Source organism: Amycolatopsis kentuckyensis, from assembly GCF_002155975.1.
Taxonomy (GTDB): domain Bacteria; phylum Actinomycetota; class Actinomycetes; order Mycobacteriales; family Pseudonocardiaceae; genus Amycolatopsis; species Amycolatopsis kentuckyensis.
Genome location: NZ_MUMI01000231.1, coordinates 1 through 20663 on the forward strand (window position 1 = coordinate 1; position 20663 = coordinate 20663).

Consider the following 20663-nt stretch of genomic DNA (forward strand, 5'->3'; position numbering starts at 1 on the left):
AGCTGCTCGCGCCGGCCGTCGTGGTCGCGTCCCCAGCCGCGCCGGCACCGGCACCCGCACCGGCATCGGCCGTCGCCACCGCGGGCTCCGCGCCGACGCTGCCGCCGCCGCCGAGGTCACCCTCGAAGCCGCCGGGCGCGGTGAACCCGCCGCCGCCCGAAGCCGCTCCGCCGTGCGTGAAGCCCGGGTCGGGGGTGGCCGGCGCGGGGTCCCTCGTCAGCGGCGACTCGGCGTTCGCGTCGTGCCGGATGTCCGCGCCGACCCCGTCGGCCACCGGCTTGACGTCCGCCTTGAGCCCGTCCGCCTTGAGGTCCCCGGCCTTGGGGTCGTCCTTCTCGTCCAGGGTGTAGGTGGTCGGCTCGCCCTTGCCGTCGTCGACCGTCACGATCGTCGGGCCGTCCGGGCCCTCCGGCCGTTCCGCGGTGATCTTGAGGTTGCCGTCCTGGATGTGGATCTTGCCGTCCGGGCCGGGCTTGTAAGCGCCGTCGGCCGAGGGCTGCCCCTCCTTGACCGCCTGCTGGCTGCCCTGCGGCCCGAAGGAGGCCTTGTCCCCGGCGGCGGCGTCCTTTCCGGCGCCGTCCTTGCCCGCTTCGGCCTTGTCGTCGTCACCCCAGTCGAGGTGGTAGTCCTTCTTGTGGCCCTGGCCGTCGTCCACGGAGATGTCCTGCTTGCCCTCCTTGTCGGGCTCGGACATCGTGATCGTGTTGTCGCCCTTCTTGACCGACACCGTGTCCGTGTCGTCCATGTCCTTGATGGCTTCGCCGGTCTTCGGGTCGATCGGGTACGGCTCGCCGGTCGCCGGGTCGACCTCCAGGGGCTTCCCGGTGATCGGGTTCTTGCCCTCTTCGGGCTTCGCGGGCTCTTCGGCCTTCGGGGGCTCGGTCGCCGACGGCGTCGTGGAGCCACTCCCGGTGCTGCCCGTGCTCCCGCTGCCGGTGCTCCCCGTGCTGCCGGAGCCGGTGTTCCCGGTGTTCCCCGTGTTGCCGGTGTTGCCGGTGTTCCCGGTCTTGTCGCCGCCGCCTTCGTTCTTGGCTTCGGTCAGCTGGTTGCGGTAGCCGTCCATGTACCGCGCGAGCGCGCCGAACTGCTGGTCGATCGTGTCCTTGGCGGCCTTGCAAGACCCGTCGAACGCGGCGATCAGGCTCCGGTACTCGGTCGTGAAGGCGCCGTCGCGCCAGTACTTGCAGACGTTCTGGCCGTAGGTGATGTTCTCGTCGTTGAAGCAGCCGTCGTCGTTCTGCAGGCGCTCGGCGAGGTTCGAATTGTTGCCGTGCTTGGCGTTCACGGCGTCGATCCAGCCGGCGACCTTCATGAAGTCGTCGAACTCCTTGGTTTCGCCGTTGGCGATCTTGAGGACGTCCAGCGCCATCGGGATGTCGGCCTCGGCGATCACCGGGCGGTGCAGCTGCAGGACCTCGTCGACCTTCTTCTTGACCGCGTCGAAGACGTGCGTGACGGTCTGCGGGATCAGCTTCGCCGCACCGTCGATCTGCTGCGACAGCTCCTTGGCGTGCGGCTTGATCGTCTCGTCGTACTTGATCTCCGCCGCGTTGGCGCCCTTGCCCTTCCACGCGTCGAAGAGGGTCTGGAGTTCGGTGTCGCTCTTGCTCAGCGCGTCTTCGACGACCTTGTGCGCCTTGCCGAGGTCGTCGGCGTCGCCGAGGAACTTCTGGTACTGGATCCCGCGGTTCTCGTGGAACTTGTCCTTGAGCTCCTTCTGGGAGTCCTTCTTGGCGCCGAACTTGTTCCAGACCTCGTCGGTCCACTTCGCGAGCAGGTCGACGGCGACGTTGCCCTGGTCGAGCTGTTCGTCGGAACTCTTCGCGCCGGCCCCCAGCGTCGGCGTGCCGATGCCGTCGAGGTTCTTCTTCGCCTGGTCCCGCCCGGCGGTGTCGCGATCGTGTTCCTGCTTCTTGGCCGCCGCTTCCTGCTGGGCTTCCTTCAGCGCTTCGTCGACGTCGGACGACGAACCCGGCAGCCAGTCGTCGTTGAAGCTGACGCTGTCGGTGTAGTTCTCGATGTACTTGGCGGCGTACGCCTCTTCTTCTTCGTTGAAGTTGACCGTGTCCTCGCTGTACTCCTCCATCAGCTTGGACTTGGCTTCCATCGAGACGTTCGGGTCGTCGAGGACCTTCTTGATCTCAGCCCATTCGGCCATCAGCGGTTACCCCCGGCCTGGTTCGCCGACGCGCCGGCGTTCGCTTCCTGCGCGGTGTACTTGGCACCCGCGGACCCGATCCCGCTGCCCAGGTTCAGCAGGGCGTTCGACAGCCCGGTCATGCCCGCGCCGATCTCGTCGATCCCGGCCTTGTACTTGCCGAAGCTCTCCTGGTGCACGCGACCGAAGTCGATCGCCACGATTTCGGTCGGCGCGACCTTCTTCGCTTCGTTCGCCGGGTCGTCGGCGACGTCCGCCAGGCGGATCTGCGCCCGCGTCATCGCCTCCGAACTCGCTTCGTAGCCGTTCGGCATGGTCGCTGCCCCCTTCGATCCCACAGGTCCCCAGACGTTCCGGGACTGTGACGCGCCCGGACGCCGTTCGGTGCCGTCGCAGATGCACACAAAGTCTAGCGTCCGGCCGGGCGGCGGACCTGGGCTTCCGCGAAGTGCACCCGCCCGGGACCTACCCGCCGGGGTGCTGCGCGGCGACCGCCTCGGAGATCACCTCGGCGACCCCGCGGATGTCCACCAGCCGGTCGAGCTCGTCGATGTCGACCGAGACCTCGTAGGTCACTTCGACCCGCGAGAGCAGCTGGATCCGCTGCCGGGACGTGATGCCGAGGTCGTCGAACGGCGTCGTGTCGGTGAGCCGCTCGGGCGGGATCTCCAGCGCGAAGGCGATGATCCGCCGGATCTCGTCGACGTAGGTGCCCGGGTCAGCCATGCCGCTCATTCTCACCCCACCAGCGCTCGCGGGCCGCGGCGCGGGAGACCTTGCCGCTGGAGGTCCGCGGCACCTCGCCCGGCCGCACCAGCCACAGGGCGCGCAGCGGCAGGTCGTGGGCCGCGGAGACGGCCCGCCGGACGGCCGTCTCGACCGACTCGTCCCGCGTGACGCACCCGGCCACGACCGCGACACCTTCGCCGTGGCCGTCCCGCACGGCGAAGGCGGCGACGCGCCGGACACCCGGGTGCGCGGCCTCGACGGTGGCCTCGATGTCCTGCGGGTGGTGGTTGCGGCCGTCGACGATGATCAGGTCCTTGCGCCGCCCGGTGACGTAGAGCTGGCCGTCGTGGACGAACCCGAGGTCGCCGGTGCGCAGCCAGCCGCCGGGGGCGAGCACGTCGTCCCGGCCCCAGTAGCCGTCGGCCACATTCGGCCCGGACACCTGGATCTCTTTGTCGACAATGCGGATCCGCTGGCCGTACGGCCGCCCCACCGACACGCGCGGTTCGCCGTCGAACGCCGTGATCGTCGGGCCCTCGTCGCCCGCGCTCGTGACGAACACCGTCGCCTCGGCCAGCCCGTAACAGGGCTTGTGCGCGGCCGGCGGCAGCCCGAACGGGGTGAAGGCGCGCTCGAAGGCCTCGACGGTGGCCGCGCGGACCGGCTCACTGCCGTTGAGCAGCGAGTTCACCCGCGAGAGGTCGACGGCTTCGAGGTCACCCGCCGCTTCGGCCGCCAGGTCGAAAGCGAAGTTGGGCGCGGCGGTCACGACCCCCGGGAGCTCGGCCAGCAGCCGGATCCAGCGCCGCGGGTCGCGCACGAACTCCATCGGCGTGAAGAAGACCGACCGCGAGCCGAGGAACACGGGCGTGCCGATGAGCAGGACCAGGCCCATGTCGTGGAAGAAGGGCACCCAGCCGGCCAGCGGGGTCGCCGCGTCGGCGCGGTAGCACCGCGTGGTCTGCCAGCAGGCGGCCACCAGCGCGCGGTGCGAGATCACCGCGCCGGCCGGGCGGCGCGTCGAGCCCGACGTGTACTGCAGGTACGCGGGATCGGTCATCGCCACCGCGGCGGGCGGCTCGGCGTCGTCGGGCTCGAGGTCTTCGATGGCCAGCACGGTGGCCGGCGGGACCTTGTCCGCGAAGTCCTTCGAGGTGAGGCAGGCCGCCGGGGTGGCGTCCGCGAAGGCCGACTCGATCCGGGCGCGGCCGGTGCGGCCGGTCGGGACGGACAGCGGCACCGCGACGCGGCCCGCGTAGAGCGTCCCGAGGAAGGCGGTGACGTAGCCGAGGTCCTGCCGGGCGACGATCGCCACGCGGTCGCCCGGCCGGGTGACGCGCCGCAGCTCGCGGGCGACCCCGCGGACGCGGGCGAGCACCTGCGGCCAGGTCAGCGTGTGGTCGGCCGGTCCGGGGAAGGTGCGGCAGGTGAACGCGGGGCGATCGGCGCTCGCATTGCGGAGCAGGTAGTCCGTGAACGGCGTGGCCAGGACGTCATCCGGGACTTCTGCGGGCGGCACGGGCCCATCCTGCCCTACCGTGGCGAAGCGATGGACGACTTCGAACGGCACGGCATCGGGGTGCTCTCCGGCCGGGACGCGTGCGCGCGGGCCCTGCGCTCACCCGAGCTGACGTCGGATCCCGGTGGCGGCTCCCCCAGCGTGCTGCTGCGGGACGGCGAAGATCACACTCGGGTGCGCGCGGTGCTGCGGGAGATCATCGCCGCGCTGGAGCCGTTCCCGGCTTCCCTGCGCGCGTCGATCGAGGAGACGGTGGCCGGGCTGGGGACGTCGTTCGACCTGGTGCGCGACTTCGCGCGGCCGGTGGCGGGATCGGTGACCTCGGCGGTGCTCGGGGTCGACTTGGACGACGGGTTCCTGGACCGGCTGGAGGCGACGACGGCGAACCTCGACGTCTTCGGCGGCGCGGACCGGGCCGGTCAGGCGGCGGCGTTCCGGCTCGCGGTGCAGCTGAGCCGGACCCCGGCCGGGCCGGGTGGGCTGACGGCGCTGCGGGAGGCCCACGCGGCCGGGCGGCTCGACGAGGACGAGCTGGTGCTCAACGCCGTCGTGCTGGCGCACGCGGTCTACGAGAACTCGCTGAACTTCCTGGCGTGCGCCGGCCTCGACCTCGCGACGTCGGGTCCGCGGACCGTGCGGGAGCTGGTGACGGCGATCTGCCCGGCCCGGTACGTCCTGCGGTTCGGCCCGGACGGCCCGGTGGCGATCTCGCTGGCCGGCGGCCTGCCGTTCGGCCTCGGCCGGCACGCGTGCCCGGGCTCCGGGGTGGCGGTGGCCGAGGGCGAGATCGCGCTCACCGCGCTGGCGAAGGTCCTCGGCGGCGGGTGCCGGGTGGGCGAAGTCCGCTGGAAGACCCACCCGGTGTTCCACGGCCTCGAGGAGGCCGTGGTCACCCTCGCGTCAGGAAACGGCTGAGACGACCCCGGCCAGGCGGTCGGCCGCGGCCTGGGCGGTGGCGACCGCCGGCGCCTCCACCATCACGCGGACCAGCTGCTCGGTGCCGGACGGGCGCAGCAGCACCCGGCCTTCCTCGCCCAGCTCGGCCTCGACCTCGTCGACGGCCGTGCGGACCTCGGAGGAGTCGGCGACCGCGGCCTTGTCGGCCACCGGGACGTTGACCAGCACCTGCGGCAGCCGGTTCATCACGGCCGCCAGGTCGGCCAGGGACTTGCCCGTCTGGGCCATCCGGCTCATCAGGCGCAGCGCGGTCAGCAGGCCGTCGCCGGTGGTGGCGTGGGCCGGGAGCACGACGTGGCCCGACTGCTCGCCGCCGAGCGCGAACCCGCCGGAGCGCAGCTCCTCGAGGACGTACCGGTCACCCACCGCGGCGGTGATGACGTGGATGCCGTGGGCCTTCATGGCCAGGTGCAGGCCGAGGTTGCTCATCACGGTCGCGACCAGCGTGTCCTTGGTCAGGTCGCCGGCCTCGGCCAGCGCCAGCGCCAGCACCGCCATGATCTGGTCGCCGTCCACCAGCTCGCCCGCGGAGTCGACGGCCACGCAGCGGTCGGCGTCGCCGTCGTGCGCGATGCCGAGGTCGGCGCCGTGGGCGACGACCGCTTCGCGCAGCTTCTCCGGGTGGTTGGAGCCGCAGTGCTGGTTGATGTTGATGCCGTCCGGGTCCGCGTGCAGCGCGACGACCTCGGCGCCGGCCCGGCGGTAGACCTCGGGCGCGGCGGCGGAGGCGGCGCCATTGGCGCAGTCGACGACCACCTTGAGCCCGGCGAGCGGGTGCGGCGTCGCGTCGAGCAGGTGGGCGGCGTAGCGGTCGAGGGCGTCTTCGACGTCCGTGACGCGTCCCACACCGGCGCCCGTCGGGCGGGCGGCGTCGGCGGACAGGCCGGCTTCGATCTCGTCCTCGATGCCGTCGGGGAGCTTGTGCCCGCCCGCGGCGAAGAGCTTGATGCCGTTGTCGGGCATCGGGTTGTGCGACGCGGAGATCATCACGCCGAGGTCGGCCTCGAGCGCGCCGACCAGGTAGGCGACGGCCGGCGTGGGCAGCACCCCGACGCGGCGCACGTCGGCCCCGGCGGACGTGAGGCCCGCCACGACCGCGGCTTCCAGCATCTCGCCGCTGGCGCGCGGGTCGCGGCCGACGACGGCGACCGGCCGGTGCGAGCGGTCGTGCGCGGCGAGCACGCGGGCGGCGCTGGCCGCCAGCGCCAGCGCGAGCTCCGGCGTCAGCTCGCCGTTGGCCAGGCCACGGACCCCGTCGGTCCCGAACAGGCGTGCCATCGATCGACCTCCTCTGCGCGGTCACACCGGTGCGACCACCACGACAACCTAGCGATCCTGACGGACCGCGTTCCCCCGCCCCGGTGATGTCGCCGCCCGGCCCGGAAACGACACCGGACCAGGACGACACCCGGGAAAAACGCCGGAGCGCCCATCCGATGGACGGATGGGCGCTCCGGTGGTTCGCGCCTTGGGGGCGCGATCAGCGCTTGCTGTACTGCGGGGCCTTGCGGGCCTTCTTGAGGCCGTACTTCTTCCGCTCCGTGGCGCGCGCGTCACGGGTCAGGAAGCCGGCCTTCTTGAGGGCCGGGCGGTCGTCGGCGTCGACCTCGACGAGCGCGCGGGCGATCGCCAGGCGCAGCGCGCCGGCCTGACCGGAGACGCCGCCGCCGTGGAGGTTGGCGAAGATGTCGAAGGAGTCCGGCTTCTCGACCGTGACCAGCGGCTCGCGGATGAGCTGCTGGTGCACCTTGTTCGGGAAGTACTCCTCCAGGGTGCGGCCGTTGAGCTTGAACTCACCGGTGCCCGGGACGACGCGCACGCGGACGACGGCTTCCTTGCGGCGGCCGACGGTCTGCGCGTTGCCGCCGGCGGCACGCGACGGGCGCGGCGCGGCGGCGGACTCGCTGGTGGCCACCGGGGTCTCGCTGGTCGCGACGGCGCCGGTCTCGGTCGCTTCGGTCGCCTCAGCGGTCTCGACGACCTCGGGGGCCTCGGTCTCGGTGCTGGTCACAGACTGTTCCTCACTCACTGCGCGACCTGCGCGATCTTGGTGATCTCGCGCGCCTGCGGCTGCTGCGCGGCGTGCGGGTGCTGCGGGCCGGCGTACACCTTCAGCTTCTTCGCCTGGGCGCGGCCGAGCTTGTTCTTCGGCAGCATGCCCTTGACGACCTTCTCGACAAGGTGTTCGGGCTTGGTGTCCAGCAGCTCGCCGAACGAGCGCTTCCGCAGGCCGCCCGGGTAACCGCTGTGCCGGTACGCGAACTTCTGCTCGCGCTTGTTACCGGTGAGCGCGACCTTCTCGGCGTTGACGATGATGACGAAGTCACCGGTGTCCACGTGCGGGGCGTAGGTCGGCTTGTGCTTGCCGCGCAGCAGCGTGGCGACCTCGGTCGCCAGCCGTCCGAGCACGACATCCTCGGCGTCGATCACGTGCCAGGCACGAGTGACGTCGCCGGGCTTGGGGCTGTACGTGGGCAAGGGTCTACCTCGTCGTCAACATTGCGTGTGGGTTCTGTGCGGGCCTAGCGCTTACGCGCCGCAGCGCACAACGACATATGAAGATACCCCCACGGTCACCGCACCCGCGCATGGGGGGTGGTGGAAACGCCCATACTAGGCTCCGGGCGGCCCGGGCGCAGCCGGGACCCTACCGGAGTTTTCCCGCCGAAGCGCCTGCACGCGCCGCCGCGGCACGCGAGGATGGGGGCCATCCGGGCGACACAGGTGAGCAGGGGACGGCATGAGCAAACGACCGACGGCGATCTTCGTCCTGGGCGCCCTGCTGGCCCTGGTCAGCGCCTGCGGCACGGCGAAGGCGGGCACCGCGCTGCCGAAGGGCGACGACGCGGCGGACTACGTCGGCGCCAAGTTCGAGCAGGTCATCGACAAGCTCTCCGACGCCATCACCGACACGCGCGACGTGACCAACTCGCTGGACGCCTACTTCAAGTTCGACGACAAGTGGATCCACAGCACCGTGACGTCGGCGCGCGCCGGGAGCCCGGAGAGCCGGGCGGTGCGGCACCGGTCGCAGAAGAACCCCGATGAGATCATCGACACGTACACGCCCGCGGACGGCGCGGTCGAGTACACCTACCTCGGCCCGGTGTACGTGCAGAAGGGCGTCTCGCCGACGGCGTGGGTTTCGATGCCGAAGTCGCAGGGCGGGCTGGTCCTGCCGTGCGCCTGGGGCGGGGTGCTGACGCCGTGCCGGATGGCGGACTCGGCCGTGCAGGCGTACCAGGCCGACAAGCGCGCGGTCCGCGGGGCGAAGAGCCTCGGCGACGGCAAGACCGCGCTGACCGTGAACGTGCCGTTCGGGGTCTTCGTCGAGAACAAGGTCGAGATCCTGCCGTCGAGCCTCACGGACAAGATCGGGCCGGAGCTGAAGAAGGCCGCGGTCCCGGCCACGATCACGCTGAACCCCGACGGCAGCCTCGTCTCGTTCGTGATGGAGGCCAAGTTCACCGGCGACGGCCACCAGCTCGAGCTCAAGTACGACTTCCGGTTCACCGGCAAGGCGAGCGCGCAGGACATGCCGAAGCTGCCGGACGCGAGCCAGATCACGGTGCTGCCCGACCGGGCGGCGATGGACGACTTCTACCGCCGGCTCGGCGAAGCGCAGGGCAGCTGAGACGTGACCACGACCCGAGGTGAGCTCCGATGACTCCACCGTCCCAGCCGCCCGGCCCGCAGCAGCCGCAGCAGTGGTGGCAACCGCCGTCGACCCCGCCCGGCGCCCCGGCCGGGTGGCAGCCCGAGCAGCAGGCGACCGGCCCGCACGCCGGGCAGTGGCAGCAGGACGCCGACCCGGGTACGTCGGGTTCCTACACCGGCCAGTGGAACCCGGGGCAGCCGTCGGGCTCGTTCTCCGGGCCGTGGCAGCCGGGACAGGCCGGCGGGCCGTGGCAGCCGCCGTCCCAGCCGACACCGCAGCAGGCGCCGGCGCCGCCGGGCCACGGGCAGCCGCAGTACGGCGGCGGGTTCCAGCCGACGCAGTACGGCGGCCTTGGCGCGTTCCCGGCCGAGCCGGCGAAGAAGCCGAAGTCGAAGAAGCCGGTGCTGATCGCCGTCGCCGCGGTCCTGGTGCTCGCCGTCGGCGGCGGGGCCGCGTGGCTGCTGGGCGCGTTCCGCGGGGACGTGCTGGAGCAACAGTCCCTTGAGGACGGTGTGGTCAAGGTCCTCAACGAGAACTACGGCGAGCCGGACGTGAAGAACGCGCAGTGCCCGGCGAACGAAGCCGCGCAGAACGGCACGACGTTCGACTGCACGGTGACCATCGGCGGGCAGCAGAAGAAAGTGACCGTCCGGGTGCTCAACGACCGGCCGGAGTACGAAGTCGGCGCCCCGCACTGAGTCCCGCGCGCGCCGGGACCACGGGTTTCTCCGCGCCGGGCAAACGAAAACGGCGGGCCCCGCACCGGAGTGCGGGCCCGCCGTGGTTTCCGGGGCTACCGGCTCAGAACAGGCCTTCGACGGCGTTGTCCGTGGCCTGGTAACCGTCGGCGATCTCCGGCAGCACGGCCGCGATCTGCGCGAGCACCTGCTTCAGGTCCTCGAACTTCTGGTCCCAGGTGCGCTGAGCAGCGTCGTACTGCTCCTTCGCGGAACCGGTCCAGGTGGTGACCAGCGGCTTGAGGTCGTCCTTCAGCCGGTCGAAGGCGGCCTGCAGCTCGCCTCCGGTGGCCGTGCAGTCGTCCGCGGCCGCGCGGATGGTGGCGTAATCAACGACAATCCCGGCGCCATCAGGCATGGTGCGCTCCTTTGTGAGAGAAAGTTTGCTGGGGAAGGGAAAATCAGCCGAGCTGGTCGAAGCCCGCGTTCACGGCGCGCAGGATTTCCTGCTGCTGCTGCTCGGAACGCTCGTACTTCGAACCGGCTTCCTTGAGCAGCTCACCGATGCGCTGCAGGGCCTGCGCCATGCCGCGGGCGTCCTCGTCGAAGCGGTGCATGACGTTGGCGAACGCCTGCTTCGCCTCACCCTGCCAGCCGGCGCGGGTGGCTTCGATGCGGTCGCGCAGCGTCGCGAGGTTGGTGTCCATCTGCGCTCGGACTTCGGTCACCCGCGCCTCGGACTCGGTGAACTGCTGAACTGTCCCTTGAAAACCAGGCCCGCTCATACCGGCCCCCTTCTGAAGTGTGATGGTTGGCCGCAACCAAGCTTGTTCGTTCGTACGGCCCTACGACGCAGACACTGCCACGTCCGGTTCCCCCTTGTCGTGGTTTGCCCGGAAGTAGTTGCTTGCGTTAACGCCCGCACCGGGAACCGGTCGCCGCGGGTATCCGGGGAACGCCCCGAACCGGTGGCGCATCACTCGAAAAAACGTTCTCTACCAGCGGAGTTAGCACGCGCACAGCAATCGCCGGCCCGGTTTCACCGATCGCGCTGCATGATTCGCATCTGGGAAAAGTCATCGTCGTCGTCACCCGATCGAGGGGCGCGGGCGGGAGGTTGCGAACGCGAAGGAACCGGATCGGGAACCGCCAGCCCGCGGGCGCGGCGGAATCGTTCGGCGGCCGCGCGCAGCGTGCCGGGCGTCGGGTCGCCGGACTTCGCGCCGCGCCCGCTCTGCTTCAGCAGTTCGGCGTTCTCGCTGTGCCGTCGCCGGCTGCGCGCGAGCGCGTTCCCGGCCACGCGCCGGGAATGCGTCACCGCGTCCTGGCCGATCCGCTTGAAGGACGCCGCGGCGCTTTCGAATTCTTCGGACGGCACCGCGTGCCCTCCTCTCAGTTGAGGATTTCCACCGTGCGCACGGCCTGCGCGCAGGCGGCGGCGACCCGGTCCCGCAGCGGGGCCGTGGCGTACTGGCAGCCGACGTGGACGCGGATCCGGCCCTTCGCCACCACGTACCAGTCGACCTGGAGATCGGGCCGGTCCGGCTTGATTTCGTGGTACCCGATCACGGTCTTCCCTTGGTACGACAGGTTCGGGTCGAACGCGCTCCAGCGGGCGGGGGCCCCGTCCGCGATGCCCTTGAGCTCGTCGACGAGCTTCTGCCGGTCCGCGGTCGCGTCGTAGTCCATGACGATCTCCTGCACGACCAGGAGGTCGTTGCCGTCCCGGGACTCCTGCGGGTGGATCACGACCTGCTTCTGGGCCACCCGGTCGTCGGTCTGGACCCAGTCCTCCGGGGCGACGAACTTGAAGTCGTACTGCGAGAGCAGCTTGCCGCTCTCCTCGGTTCCCGCGTTCTTGAAGATGAGGAACCCGGCGACGAGCGCGGCCACGACGACCACCGCGGCCGCGATCAGGCCCCACAGCTTGCGGCGGTTCTTCGCCGCCGGTTCGGGCGCGGGCCGGGGCCCGGTGGCCGGGCCCGACGGGTTCGGCCGCGCGGGCGGCGTCCACGGCCGGGCCACCGGCTGGCCGGACGGCGGCGACGGCGGGGGCACCGGCCGGTTCGGGAACCCGCCCGGCGCGGTGCGCGGCGGCGCCGGGCGCTGGCCACCGTCACCTGGGCGCGGGGCGACGTCGCCGGGGCGGACGACCTCCGTGCGCTGTGCCGCCGGGCCGAGGTTCGCGCCGGGGGCCGCCGCGCCCAGCCGGGCCATCGCTTCGCCGGGCAGCGCGCCGGTGCGGTCCGGGTCCACCAGCACCGCCCGCAGCGCACCCCGCGCGACGACCGTCTCGGGCTGGTCGAGGCTCGTCGGCACGACGCCGGTGCGTTCGTGCACCAGCCGCGAGATCATCGGGATCCGGCTCGACCCGCCGACCAGGAAGATCGCCGTGAGCTGCTTCGGCCGCAGGCCGGCGTCGCCGATCGCGGCGACCGTCAGCTCGACGGCCCGGCCCAGCGGCGCCGCGATCAGCCGTTCGAGGTCTTCGCGCGTGACGTGCGCGTCGGCGAACGGCGGCGGCATCGGCACGTCGGTGTAGGCGTGCCGCGACAACGTCTCCTTCGCGCCCCGCACGTCCTGGCGCAGCACGCGGCGGCGTCGGCGGTCGGCCAGCTCGCGGCCTTCGACGAGCTCGCGCCAGGCGGCCGGATCGGCCGCGGAGACCAGCGAACCGACGTGTTCGAGCAGCGCCTGGTCGATGTCCGCGCCCCCGAAGCTGGGATCGCCGCGGGTGGCGAGCACCTGGAAACCGCCGCGCTGCGGGCGGCCGGCCCGGTCGCGCGCGCTGTCCGGCGGCAGCCGCCGCACCACGCTGACGTCGACCGTGCCGCCGCCGAGGTCCAGCACCGCGAGCGCGTCGCCGGGGCGGCCGCTGAACTCCACGGTGCGGTCGTTCGTCACGTCCTGCGGCGCGAACGTCGCCGCGTGGTACACCGCCGCCGCGACGGGCTCGGGCACCAGCGCGACCTCGCGCGCCAGCCCGCCCGCGGCCTGCCGCAGCAGCCGGGTCCGGATCGCGCCCCAGTCCGCGGGGTGGGTCAGCACGAGCAGGTCGACTTCGGCGTCACCGGCCAGGCGGCGTGCCTCGGACACCGCGCGCCCCAGCACGGCGTGCACGACGTCGGTCACCCGCAGGACGTTCTCGCCGAGCAGCAGCTCGCCCTCGTCGATCCGCCGCTTCGGGTTCGGCTCGTACCGCGACGGGTCGACCGCCGCCTGCCGCTCGGCCTCCTGGCCGACGAACAGCGTGCCGTCCGCCGCCGCGTACACGGCCGAGGACATCAGCGGCTGGCCGTCGATCACCACGACCTGCGGCTCGCGCCCGTTCACCGAGGCGACGACGCAGGTGCTCGATGTCCCGAAGTCCACCGCAACCCGGACCGTCACCAGCAGCTCCCAAAGACGACACAGTTGTGTTCGCGCTCCCCCGCGCCCCACCGGGACGCGCACTCGGGGAGGAACCTACCCACCTCGCCGGGTGCGCGTCCGGCCGCCGTCGTCAGTCGGGCTGGATCCACGACACCTGGATCAGCTGCTTGCCGTTCTTCCGGGTCAGCAGGTTGCCCCGGCCCGGCGGCATCGCGCTCGGCTTGATGTTGCCGACCAGCGCACCTTCGTCGCGCGAGCCGTTCATCACCATGCCCGGGGCCGCGATCTCCTTGAGCTTGCCGATGATCGGGTCGTACATCGCCTTCGACGCGCCACCGGTGCGCCGCACGACCACCAGGTGCAGGCCGACGTCCTTGGCCTGCGGCAGGAAGTCGGAGATCTTCCGCAGCGGGTTGTTCGTCGACGTGGCCACCAGGTCGTAGTCGTCGACCAGGATGAACAGCTCCGGGCCCTTCCACCAGGACCGCGTCTTCAGCTGCTCCTGCGTGACGTCCGGGCCCGGCAGGCGGCGCGTCATCGAGTTGAAGACGTCGCCGACCATGCTCTCCAGCTGCGCGGCCGACACCGCGTACCCGAGGAGCGAGTCGCCCTGGATGAAGCCGAGCATCGTGCGCCGGTAGTCGACCAGCAGGATGAGCGCTTCCTTCGCGGTGTAGCGCTCCGAGATGCCCCGGGCGATCTGCCGCAGCAGGTTCGTCTTGCCCGACTCGCCGTCCGCGAAGGCGTAGAAGTGCGGCTCGGCGTTGAAGTCGATGTAGATCGGCTGCAGGTCCTCTTCGTTGACGCCGATCGGGATGAGCTTCGAGTTCCGCGCGGTGTCGAGCTGGAGCACGTCCTCGTAGGTGATCAGCTCCGGCAGCAGGCGGACCTGCGGCGCGACGCGGCCGCGCCAGGCACCCTTGATCTTCGCCACCGCGTCGGCCACGCCGGCCGCGATCGTCTCCGGGTCGCTGGAGCCGTCGATCCGCGGGAGGCCGCCCAGCATGTGCAGCTTCTCGCGGGTCAGGCCCCGGCCCGGCCGCCCGGCCGGGATGTTGACCGCGACGCGCCGGTCGATGTCCGACTCGGTCGGGTCACCGAGGCGCAGCTCGAACCGGGTGCCCAGCATGTCCTTGATCGCCGGGCGGATGTCGGCCCACCGGTTGGCGGAGATGATCACGTGCACGCCGTAGGACAGACCCTGGGTGGCGAGCCGGGTGATCGAGGTCTCGAGCTCCTCGAAGTCGTCGCGCAGGGCCCGCCAGTTGTCCACCACCAGGAACGCGTCGCCGAACGGGTCCTGGTCCGGCCGGATCTCGCCGCGGCGCTTGCGGTTGCGGAACTCGGTCATCGAGTCGATGCCCATCGCCCCGAACCGGCCTTCCCGCTCGGTGAGCAGGGTGGTCAGCTCGGCCACGATCCGGCGGGCCTTGTCCGGCTCGCGCCGGGCCACCGCGACGCCACCGACGTGCGGCAGGTCGGCCAGGCCGGCCAGGGTGCCACCACCGAGGTCGAGGCAGTAGAACTGCGCCTCTTCCGGTGTGTGCGTCAGCGCCATCGACATGATCAGCGTCCGCAGCATGGTCGACTTGCCGGTCTGCGGGCCGCCGACGATGACGCCGTGCCCCGCCGCACCGGAGAAGTCCGCCCACAGCGGGTCGCGGCGCTGCTCGTACGGGCGGTCGATGATGCCCAGCGGCACCTGCAGCCGCCCGTTGCCGAAGTAGCCCACCGGGGACAGGCCGCGGTCGTCGGTCGGGTTCAGGTTGGGCAGCAGCGTGTCGAGCGAGTTCGGGTCCTTCAGCGGCGGCAGCCACACCTCGTGCGCCGGCGGGCCCTGGCCCACCAGGCGCGAGACGATGACGTCGAGCTCGCTGGGTTCGACCGCCTCCTCGGACTGCGGCTGCTGCTGCACCGGCGCCTCGATCTGCTGCGGCTCCGGCTCCTTCGGCAGCTCGACGAAGTCCGGGACGAACAGCTGCGGCCGCTTGTCCGCGCGGACCACGGTCGCCGCCGGGCCCGCCGCCTTGAGGCCGGCCGGCCGGTACGGGCCCGAGACGTAGGACGCCTTGAAGCGCACCAGCGTCGACGTGTCGTACTTGAGGTAACCGCCACCGGGGACCGACGGCAGCTCGAACGCGTCCGGCACGCCGATCGCGGCGCGGGACTCCGCCGCCGAGAACGTCTTGAGGCCGATCCGGTACGACAGGTGCGAGTCCAGGCCGCGCAGCTTGCCCTCTTCGAGGCGCTGCGAGGCGAGCAGCATGTGCATCTGCAGCGACCGGCCCAGCCGGCCGATGGCGACGAACAGGTCGATGAAGTCCGGCTTCGCCGACAGCAGCTCGGAGAACTCGTCGCAGACGATGAAGAGCGCGGGCAGCGGGTCGAGGTCCGCGCCGTTTTCGCGCGCCTTCTCGTATTCCCAGACGTTCTTGAAGTTGCCGCCGTTCTTCAGCGCTTCCTGGCGCCGGTTCATCTCGCCGGCCAGCGCGTCCTTCATGCGGTCGACCAGCGTGACCTCGTCCGCGAGGTTGGTGATGACCGCGGAGACGTGCGGGGCCTTGTCGAGGCCGAGGAACGTCGCGCCACCCTTGAAGTCGACGAGGACGAAGTTGAGCGTGCTCGACGAGTGCGTCGCCAGCATGCCCAGCACCAGGGTGCGGAGGAACTCCGACTTGCCGGAACCGGTGGCGCCGATGCACAGGCCGTGCGGGCCCATGCCCTCGGCGGCCGCTTCCTTGATGTCCAGCTCGACCGGCTGGCCGTACTCGCCGACGCCGAACGGGACGCGGTAGCGGTCGCGGATCGGCCGCGGCCGCCACGCCTGCTGGACGTCGAAGGTCATCGGGTCGCCGGGGATGCCGAGCAGCTCCAGCAGCGACGGGTTGGACAGCAGCGGCTCTTCGTCGCCGACGTCCTGGCCCGCGGCGCCGCCGACCCGGTACGGCGAGATGAGCCGGGCCAGCGACTCGGTCTCGACCAGGCTGAGGGTGTCCGGGCGGCCGAACCACTCGACGCCGCCGGCGCTGCGCGCGCCCAGCCTGTCGGCCTCGACGACCAGCCGGAGGCCGCGGCGGGCGGCGAGGTTGCCGAGGGAGTCGGACAGGTCGATCATCGTGACGCCGACCAGGCCCTCCTCGAGGACGATCTGCTCTTCGCGGGTGACCTCGGCGTCGTCGATGATGATGACGACGTGCGGCTGGTCCGGCGCCGGCGTGGCGTTGCGGGAGAAGCGCTGGCGGTCACGCAGTTCTTCGTCGAGCCAGTCTTCGATCTGGGCCAGCGAGCCGGCCATCATCCGCAGCTGGCCGATGCCGTCCGACAGCGTGGGGTGCTGGACGTGCGGCAGCCACTTCGCCCACTCCCACTCCTCCTTCGCGCGGCCCGCGGTGGCGACCGCGATCAGCACGTCGTCGGGGCTGTGGAAGGAAACGAGCTGCGCGAGCATGGCGCGGGTGAGACCGCGGGTGAGGGCGCGGTCGCCCTGCATGCTGACCGCGGCGAACCCGCGGAGGGTGATCTGGGTCGGCAGGTCCGGCACGATCGAGTGCGCGCGCACGAACCGGCGCAGCGCGAGGGTGGCGATCGGCTCCAGCTCGTCGACGGGCCCGGTCTGGGGCGGGACCAGCCGCGTGGCGAGCCGGTGCGAGCTGCGCCCGACGCGCAGGTGCAGGAAGTCCTGGTCGTTCTGGCGGCGTTCCCACATCCGGCGGCTGGCGGCCAGCGACCAGAGGGACTGGGGGTCGGGGTGCACCCATTCCAGGGCGGCGCGCTGGTCGACCATGGCCTCGCGGGCGCGGTCGCGCATCTGGCCCAGGTAGCGCAGGTAGTCCTTGCGGTCCTCGTCCATCTCGGCGCGCTTGGCGCCGCCGCCCTTGCCGCCACCGCCGGCCATCATCCCGAGCGTGCCGACGACCATCATGCCGCCCATGGCCATCATCATCGGGTTCCGGTTGCTGGCCTGGAACATGAAGACCATCATCCCGAGCGACGCGACGATCATCACGACCGGAAGCGCCTTCATCACGATGTTGCCGGGGATGACCCGGGGCACCTCGGGCGGCGGCTCGAGGTGCACCTCGCCGCCCGGCGGGCGCGGTGCCGCCAGCCGCGGCGACTTCTTGAACTGCAGCGTGCTCATCGAAGGACCCCTCATTCAAACTCGACGATGGCGGCCACCGCTTTGGTGCGCAAGGTGCGCGGAACAACCTATCGAACGCCGCGGTGGAATTCCGGCGGATGCCGTAACGCCCTCGTGAACCGGTCCCTGACCTCGCCGGCCGAGTGTACGGCGCGGCACCGGCGGTAATCGCGTCCGTGGCCGGTGAGCTGCCGTTGCCGGTGATTTTCAGACGTTCGATGATGTCGGCACCGGGGTCCGGTATAAGTTCCCCCGGGAGCAGTATCGACCGAGCGGGGGCAGTGCAGTGGCTACGGGCACGACAGTTTTCAGCAGGGTGACGGTCGTCGCACCGTCCACCCGGATCGACGTGGCGCTGCCCGCCGACGTCGCGGTGGCCGATCTGCTGCCGATGCTGCTGGACATGGCCAAGGAAACCGCGCCCGACGGCGGGGCCCGCCATGGTGGCTGGGCGCTGGCGAAGCTCGGGGACGCCCCGCTCGACCCGAGCCGCACGCTGGCCTCGCTCGGCGTGGTCGACGGCGAGCTGCTCCAGCTGCGCAAGCGGAACGAAAACCCGCCGCCGCCGCTGTACGACGACGTCGTCGACGCCATCGCCGAGTCGTCCCCGGACAGCTTCCGGCCGTGGACGAAGGAGACGGCGAACCGGTTCGGGCACGTCGCGGGCGGGCTGGCGCTGTTCGCCGCCGCCGTNNCGGCGGCATCGGCGCGATCGCCTGCGTCGCGATCGGCGCGACCCTCGCGAAGGGCTACCAGGCCGAACCGACCGGCGTGCTGATCGCCGCGGCCGGCGGGCTGCCGCTGGCCTTCGTCAGCGGCTTCTACATCGTGCCCGGGCTGTCGCTGCGGGCGAATCTGCTGCTCGGCGCGGTCCTGGTGATCATCGTCGCCTCGGTCTGCATCATGGTCATCGGCGCCGGCATCACGACGTTCATCGCCGCGGCCACCGCGGGCACCTTCGGCGCGCTGGCCTTCCTGTTCGGCACGCTCGTCGCGCACCCGGCGGCCGGGATCGCGGCCGGCACCGTCGCGGTCGCCCTCGCCTGCATCTCGATCCTGCCGCGCGCCACGATCTGGCTCGCGAAGCTGCCGCTGCCGCACGTCCCGAGCAACGCCGAAGAGCTGAAGGAAGACTCCGGCTTCCCCGACTACCGGGCGATCGAGCGCCGCACGGCGATCGCGCACAACTACATGACCGGCCTGATGGTCGGCTGCGGTGCCACGGTGGCCGTCTCGGCGGTGATCGCGGCGAGCGCGCCCGGCGCGTTCGGGATCATCCTCGGCGTCGTCGCGACGCTCGTGCTGCTGCTGCGCGCCCGCGCGTACGCCAACGGCAGCCAGGCGATCGCCCTGCTCACCACGGGCCTGGTCTCGGCCACCGGGATCGCCGTTGGCTGGCTGGTCTCGGCGAGCGCCCAGAACCGCCTGCTCTACGTCTTCGGCCTGCTGATCCTGCTCGCCGCGGGCGCGCTCGTCGTCGGCGTGATCTTCCCGAACCAGCGGTTCTCGCCGCCGCTGCGGCGCACGGTGGAGATCATCGAGGCGATCTGCATCGCCTCCGTGCTGCCCCTCGCCCTCGGTGTGATGGACCTCTACACCACCCTGCGGCACCTGAACTTCAAGTGAGCGGATCGGGTGAATCTCGGATGTCTGCAGGACGCCCCCTCGGCCCGGCCCGGCGCACCACGACGGCCCTGCTCGCCGGCACGATCGGCGTTCTGGCCACGGTGGCCGGCGCGGGGCCGGCGCAGGCCCAGGCCGCCCCGGCCGACGGCTACTTCGCGACCCCGCCCCCGGTCGACGAAAGCAAGCTGATCCCGGATTCCCGGCAGCCGGACAAGAAGTACAAGAAGTCGAAGGCCTGCGTCCAGCGCAGCACGCTCGGTCAGAACATCGTGCTGAAGAACCGGCCGTGGGGCCAGGACTACCTGCAGATCTCGAAGGCGCAGGAGATCGTCAAAGCCGCCACCGGAAGCGCCGGGGGCAACGTCCGGGTGGCGGTCGTCGACACCGGCGTGACCCAGCACCCGTGGTTCCAGAACCGGGTCAAGTCCGGCGGCGACTACGTCGCCAAGCCGGACGGGAAGCCCGAAGGCCTCGAAGACTGCGACGGCCACGGAACCGAGGTCGCCGGCATCATCGCGGGCAAGCCGGACAACCCGGAGGTCGGGTTCATCGGCGTCGCCCCGGACGCGACGATCGTGTCCTACCGCCAGCTGAGCGAGAACTACGAGCCCGACACCTCGACCCAGGCGCCGCCGTCGAGCAGCACCGGGGGCACGCCGTCGTCGAGCACCAGTCCGCCGCCGGGCGGCGGTGGCGGCAGCGGTGAAGGCGACCGGACGTCCCCCGGGCAGTCCAACGGCGGGCGCCAGCTGGAGAAGGCCGGCACCGCGGGGACGCTGAAGACGCTGGCCGAGATCATCCGCGGCATCGCCGAGCGGAACGAGGCCGACATCATCAACATGTCGGTCGACAACTGCCGCCCGGCCACCGGCTCGATCACCGAAGGCGAGCAGCAGGTCCAGGCCGCCGCCCACTTCGCCGCGCAGCGGGGGGTCGTGATCATCGCCGCCGCGGGCAACGCGACGGACACCTGCCCGCAGAACGACCAGCCGGACGCGCGGAAGCCGAAGACGATCGTGACGCCGCCGTGGTTCGCCGACGACGTGCTGTCCGTCGGGGCGATCGACGAGTTCGGCAGCGTGGCCCCGTTCAGCGTGCACGGCCCGTGGGTCGGCGTCGCGGCGCCGGGGACCCAGATCATGTCGCTCGACCCCGCCGAAGGCTCCGACGGCCTGGCGAACCTCACGTTCGAGAACGGCGACAAGGCCAGCCCGATCCAGGGAACGAGCTTCGCGGCGCCGTACGTGTCGGGACTCGCGGCCTTGGTCAAGGCCAAGTACCCGAACCTGGACGCGAAGGGCATCATCAACCGGATCAAGGAGACGGCCCAGCACCCGGCGGCGCCGGGCGGTCGCGACAACTTCGTCGGCTACGGGGTCATCGACCCGGTGGCCGCGCTGACCCAGAGCCTGCCCTCCGAGGTGGGGAACCTGGCGCCGATCCCGTCCCCGCAGCTCGCCCAGCTGCCCCCGGCCAACGACCGCAGCTCGACCCCGGTGATCGTGGCGCTGGCCGGGACGGGTGGCGGCCTGGTGGCGTTGCTGATCACGCTGTTCGTGATGCGCACGATCCGCCGCAACCGCCCCGAACCCACCGGCCCGGCCCGCCGCTGAGGCTTACTTCGCCGGCGGTGCCGGTGGCTTCTTCTGCGGCGGGTTCTCGTCCTCGCCGATCACCGGCGGGGCGACCAGGCCGGGCTCGCCGAGCAGGTCGGACGACTTCGTCGTCGGGCGGGTCTTCGCCGGGCGGCGGGCCTGGCCGCCCGAGCCGAAGGCTCCGAAGCCCATCATCGGCATCATCGGCATGCCGCCCGCCGAGCTGTGGCG

16 protein-coding genes and 2 pseudogenes are annotated in these 20663 nt (G+C 71.6%); 5 read left to right on the forward strand and 13 right to left on the reverse strand.

Going from position 1 to position 20663, the window contains the following annotated elements; all coding sequences use genetic code 11:
• From CCN39_RS22545 to CCN39_RS22560, 4 genes are all read right to left on the reverse strand, one after another.
• The coding region (locus CCN39_RS22545) for a WXG100 family type VII secretion target (protein ID WP_143264114.1) at positions 1-2158 on the reverse strand (2158 nt) is incomplete at its 3' end.
• The gene (locus CCN39_RS22550) at positions 2158-2472 is read right to left on the reverse strand and encodes a hypothetical protein (RefSeq protein ID WP_244210950.1); all 315 of its coding nucleotides are present in this window, start codon (positions 2470-2472) and stop codon (positions 2158-2160) included. The genes CCN39_RS22550 and CCN39_RS22545, both read right to left, overlap by 1 nt.
• Positions 2473-2623: 151 nt before the next feature.
• Positions 2624-2884 carry an acyl carrier protein gene (locus CCN39_RS22555; protein ID WP_086845036.1) on the reverse strand — a complete coding sequence of 87 codons (261 nt, stop codon included), beginning with the start codon at positions 2882-2884 and terminating at the stop codon, positions 2624-2626.
• Positions 2877-4406, reverse strand: coding sequence for a fatty acyl-AMP ligase (locus tag CCN39_RS22560; RefSeq protein WP_086845038.1), 1530 nt, complete (start codon positions 4404-4406; stop codon positions 2877-2879). The genes CCN39_RS22555 and CCN39_RS22560 overlap by 8 nt, the downstream gene beginning before the upstream one ends.
• Positions 4407-4436: 30 nt before the next feature.
• Between CCN39_RS22560 and CCN39_RS22565 the strand changes: the two genes are divergently transcribed.
• Positions 4437-5321, forward strand: a complete 885-nt coding sequence (locus CCN39_RS22565) for a cytochrome P450 family protein (RefSeq protein WP_086845040.1) — start codon at positions 4437-4439, stop codon at positions 5319-5321.
• Here CCN39_RS22565 and glmM read toward each other — a convergent pair.
• The 3 genes from glmM to rplM all read right to left on the reverse strand — a co-directional run bounded on the left by glmM (position 5307) and on the right by rplM (position 7841).
• A complete protein-coding gene (glmM, locus tag CCN39_RS22570) occupies positions 5307-6641 on the reverse strand; it encodes a phosphoglucosamine mutase (protein WP_086845041.1) in 1335 nt (444 codons plus the stop codon). The genes CCN39_RS22565 and glmM overlap by 15 nt on opposite strands.
• A 202-nt stretch (positions 6642-6843) precedes the next feature.
• Positions 6844-7374, reverse strand: coding sequence for a 30S ribosomal protein S9 (rpsI, locus tag CCN39_RS22575; protein ID WP_086845042.1), 531 nt, complete (start codon positions 7372-7374; stop codon positions 6844-6846).
• 14 nt (positions 7375-7388) lie between these two features.
• The gene (gene rplM, locus CCN39_RS22580; RefSeq protein WP_004560141.1) at positions 7389-7841 is read right to left on the reverse strand and encodes a 50S ribosomal protein L13; all 453 of its coding nucleotides are present in this window, start codon (positions 7839-7841) and stop codon (positions 7389-7391) included.
• A gap of 262 nt (positions 7842-8103) precedes the next feature.
• On the opposite strand from rplM, the gene CCN39_RS22585 reads away from it, so the two are divergent.
• Together CCN39_RS22585 and CCN39_RS22590 are read left to right on the forward strand one after the other, a co-directional pair.
• The gene (locus tag CCN39_RS22585; protein ID WP_086845044.1) at positions 8104-8997 is read left to right on the forward strand and encodes a hypothetical protein; all 894 of its coding nucleotides are present in this window, start codon (positions 8104-8106) and stop codon (positions 8995-8997) included.
• Positions 8998-9026: 29 nt separating this feature from the next.
• Positions 9027-9719, forward strand: a complete 693-nt coding sequence (locus tag CCN39_RS22590) for a DUF4333 domain-containing protein (protein WP_086845046.1) — start codon at positions 9027-9029, stop codon at positions 9717-9719.
• A 103-nt stretch (positions 9720-9822) separates the two neighbouring features.
• Here CCN39_RS22590 and CCN39_RS22595 read toward each other — a convergent pair whose 3' ends face one another.
• From CCN39_RS22595 to eccCa, 5 genes are all read right to left on the reverse strand, one after another.
• Positions 9823-10116 carry a WXG100 family type VII secretion target gene (locus tag CCN39_RS22595; protein ID WP_086845048.1) on the reverse strand — a complete coding sequence of 98 codons (294 nt, stop codon included), beginning with the start codon at positions 10114-10116 and terminating at the stop codon, positions 9823-9825.
• Positions 10117-10159: 43 nt separating this feature from the next.
• A complete protein-coding gene (locus tag CCN39_RS22600; RefSeq protein ID WP_086845050.1) occupies positions 10160-10483 on the reverse strand; it encodes a WXG100 family type VII secretion target in 324 nt (107 codons plus the stop codon).
• 254 nt (positions 10484-10737) lie between these two features.
• On the reverse strand, positions 10738-11076 hold the full coding sequence (locus CCN39_RS22605; protein WP_086845052.1) for a hypothetical protein: 339 nt from the start codon (positions 11074-11076) through the stop codon (positions 10738-10740).
• Positions 11077-11090: 14 nt separating this feature from the next.
• Positions 11091-13088, reverse strand: coding sequence for a type VII secretion-associated protein (locus CCN39_RS22610; RefSeq protein WP_086845054.1), 1998 nt, complete (start codon positions 13086-13088; stop codon positions 11091-11093).
• A 112-nt stretch (positions 13089-13200) separates the two neighbouring features.
• The gene (gene eccCa, locus CCN39_RS22615) at positions 13201-17211 is read right to left on the reverse strand and encodes a type VII secretion protein EccCa (protein WP_086845056.1); all 4011 of its coding nucleotides are present in this window, start codon (positions 17209-17211) and stop codon (positions 13201-13203) included.
• A gap of 370 nt (positions 17212-17581) precedes the next feature.
• On the opposite strand from eccCa, the pseudogene eccD reads away from it, so the two are divergent.
• Positions 17582-18837 (forward strand): annotated as a pseudogene (gene eccD, locus CCN39_RS22620) (type VII secretion integral membrane protein EccD); the annotation flags it as partial.
• A 20-nt stretch (positions 18838-18857) separates the two neighbouring features.
• Entirely contained in the window at positions 18858-20450 is a 1593-nt protein-coding gene (gene mycP, locus CCN39_RS22625; RefSeq protein ID WP_086845058.1) for a type VII secretion-associated serine protease mycosin, read from the forward strand.
• A 3-nt stretch (positions 20451-20453) separates the two neighbouring features.
• Here the strand turns inward: mycP and CCN39_RS22630 are convergent.
• Positions 20454-20663, reverse strand: a pseudogene (locus tag CCN39_RS22630) (WXG100 family type VII secretion target); the annotation flags it as partial.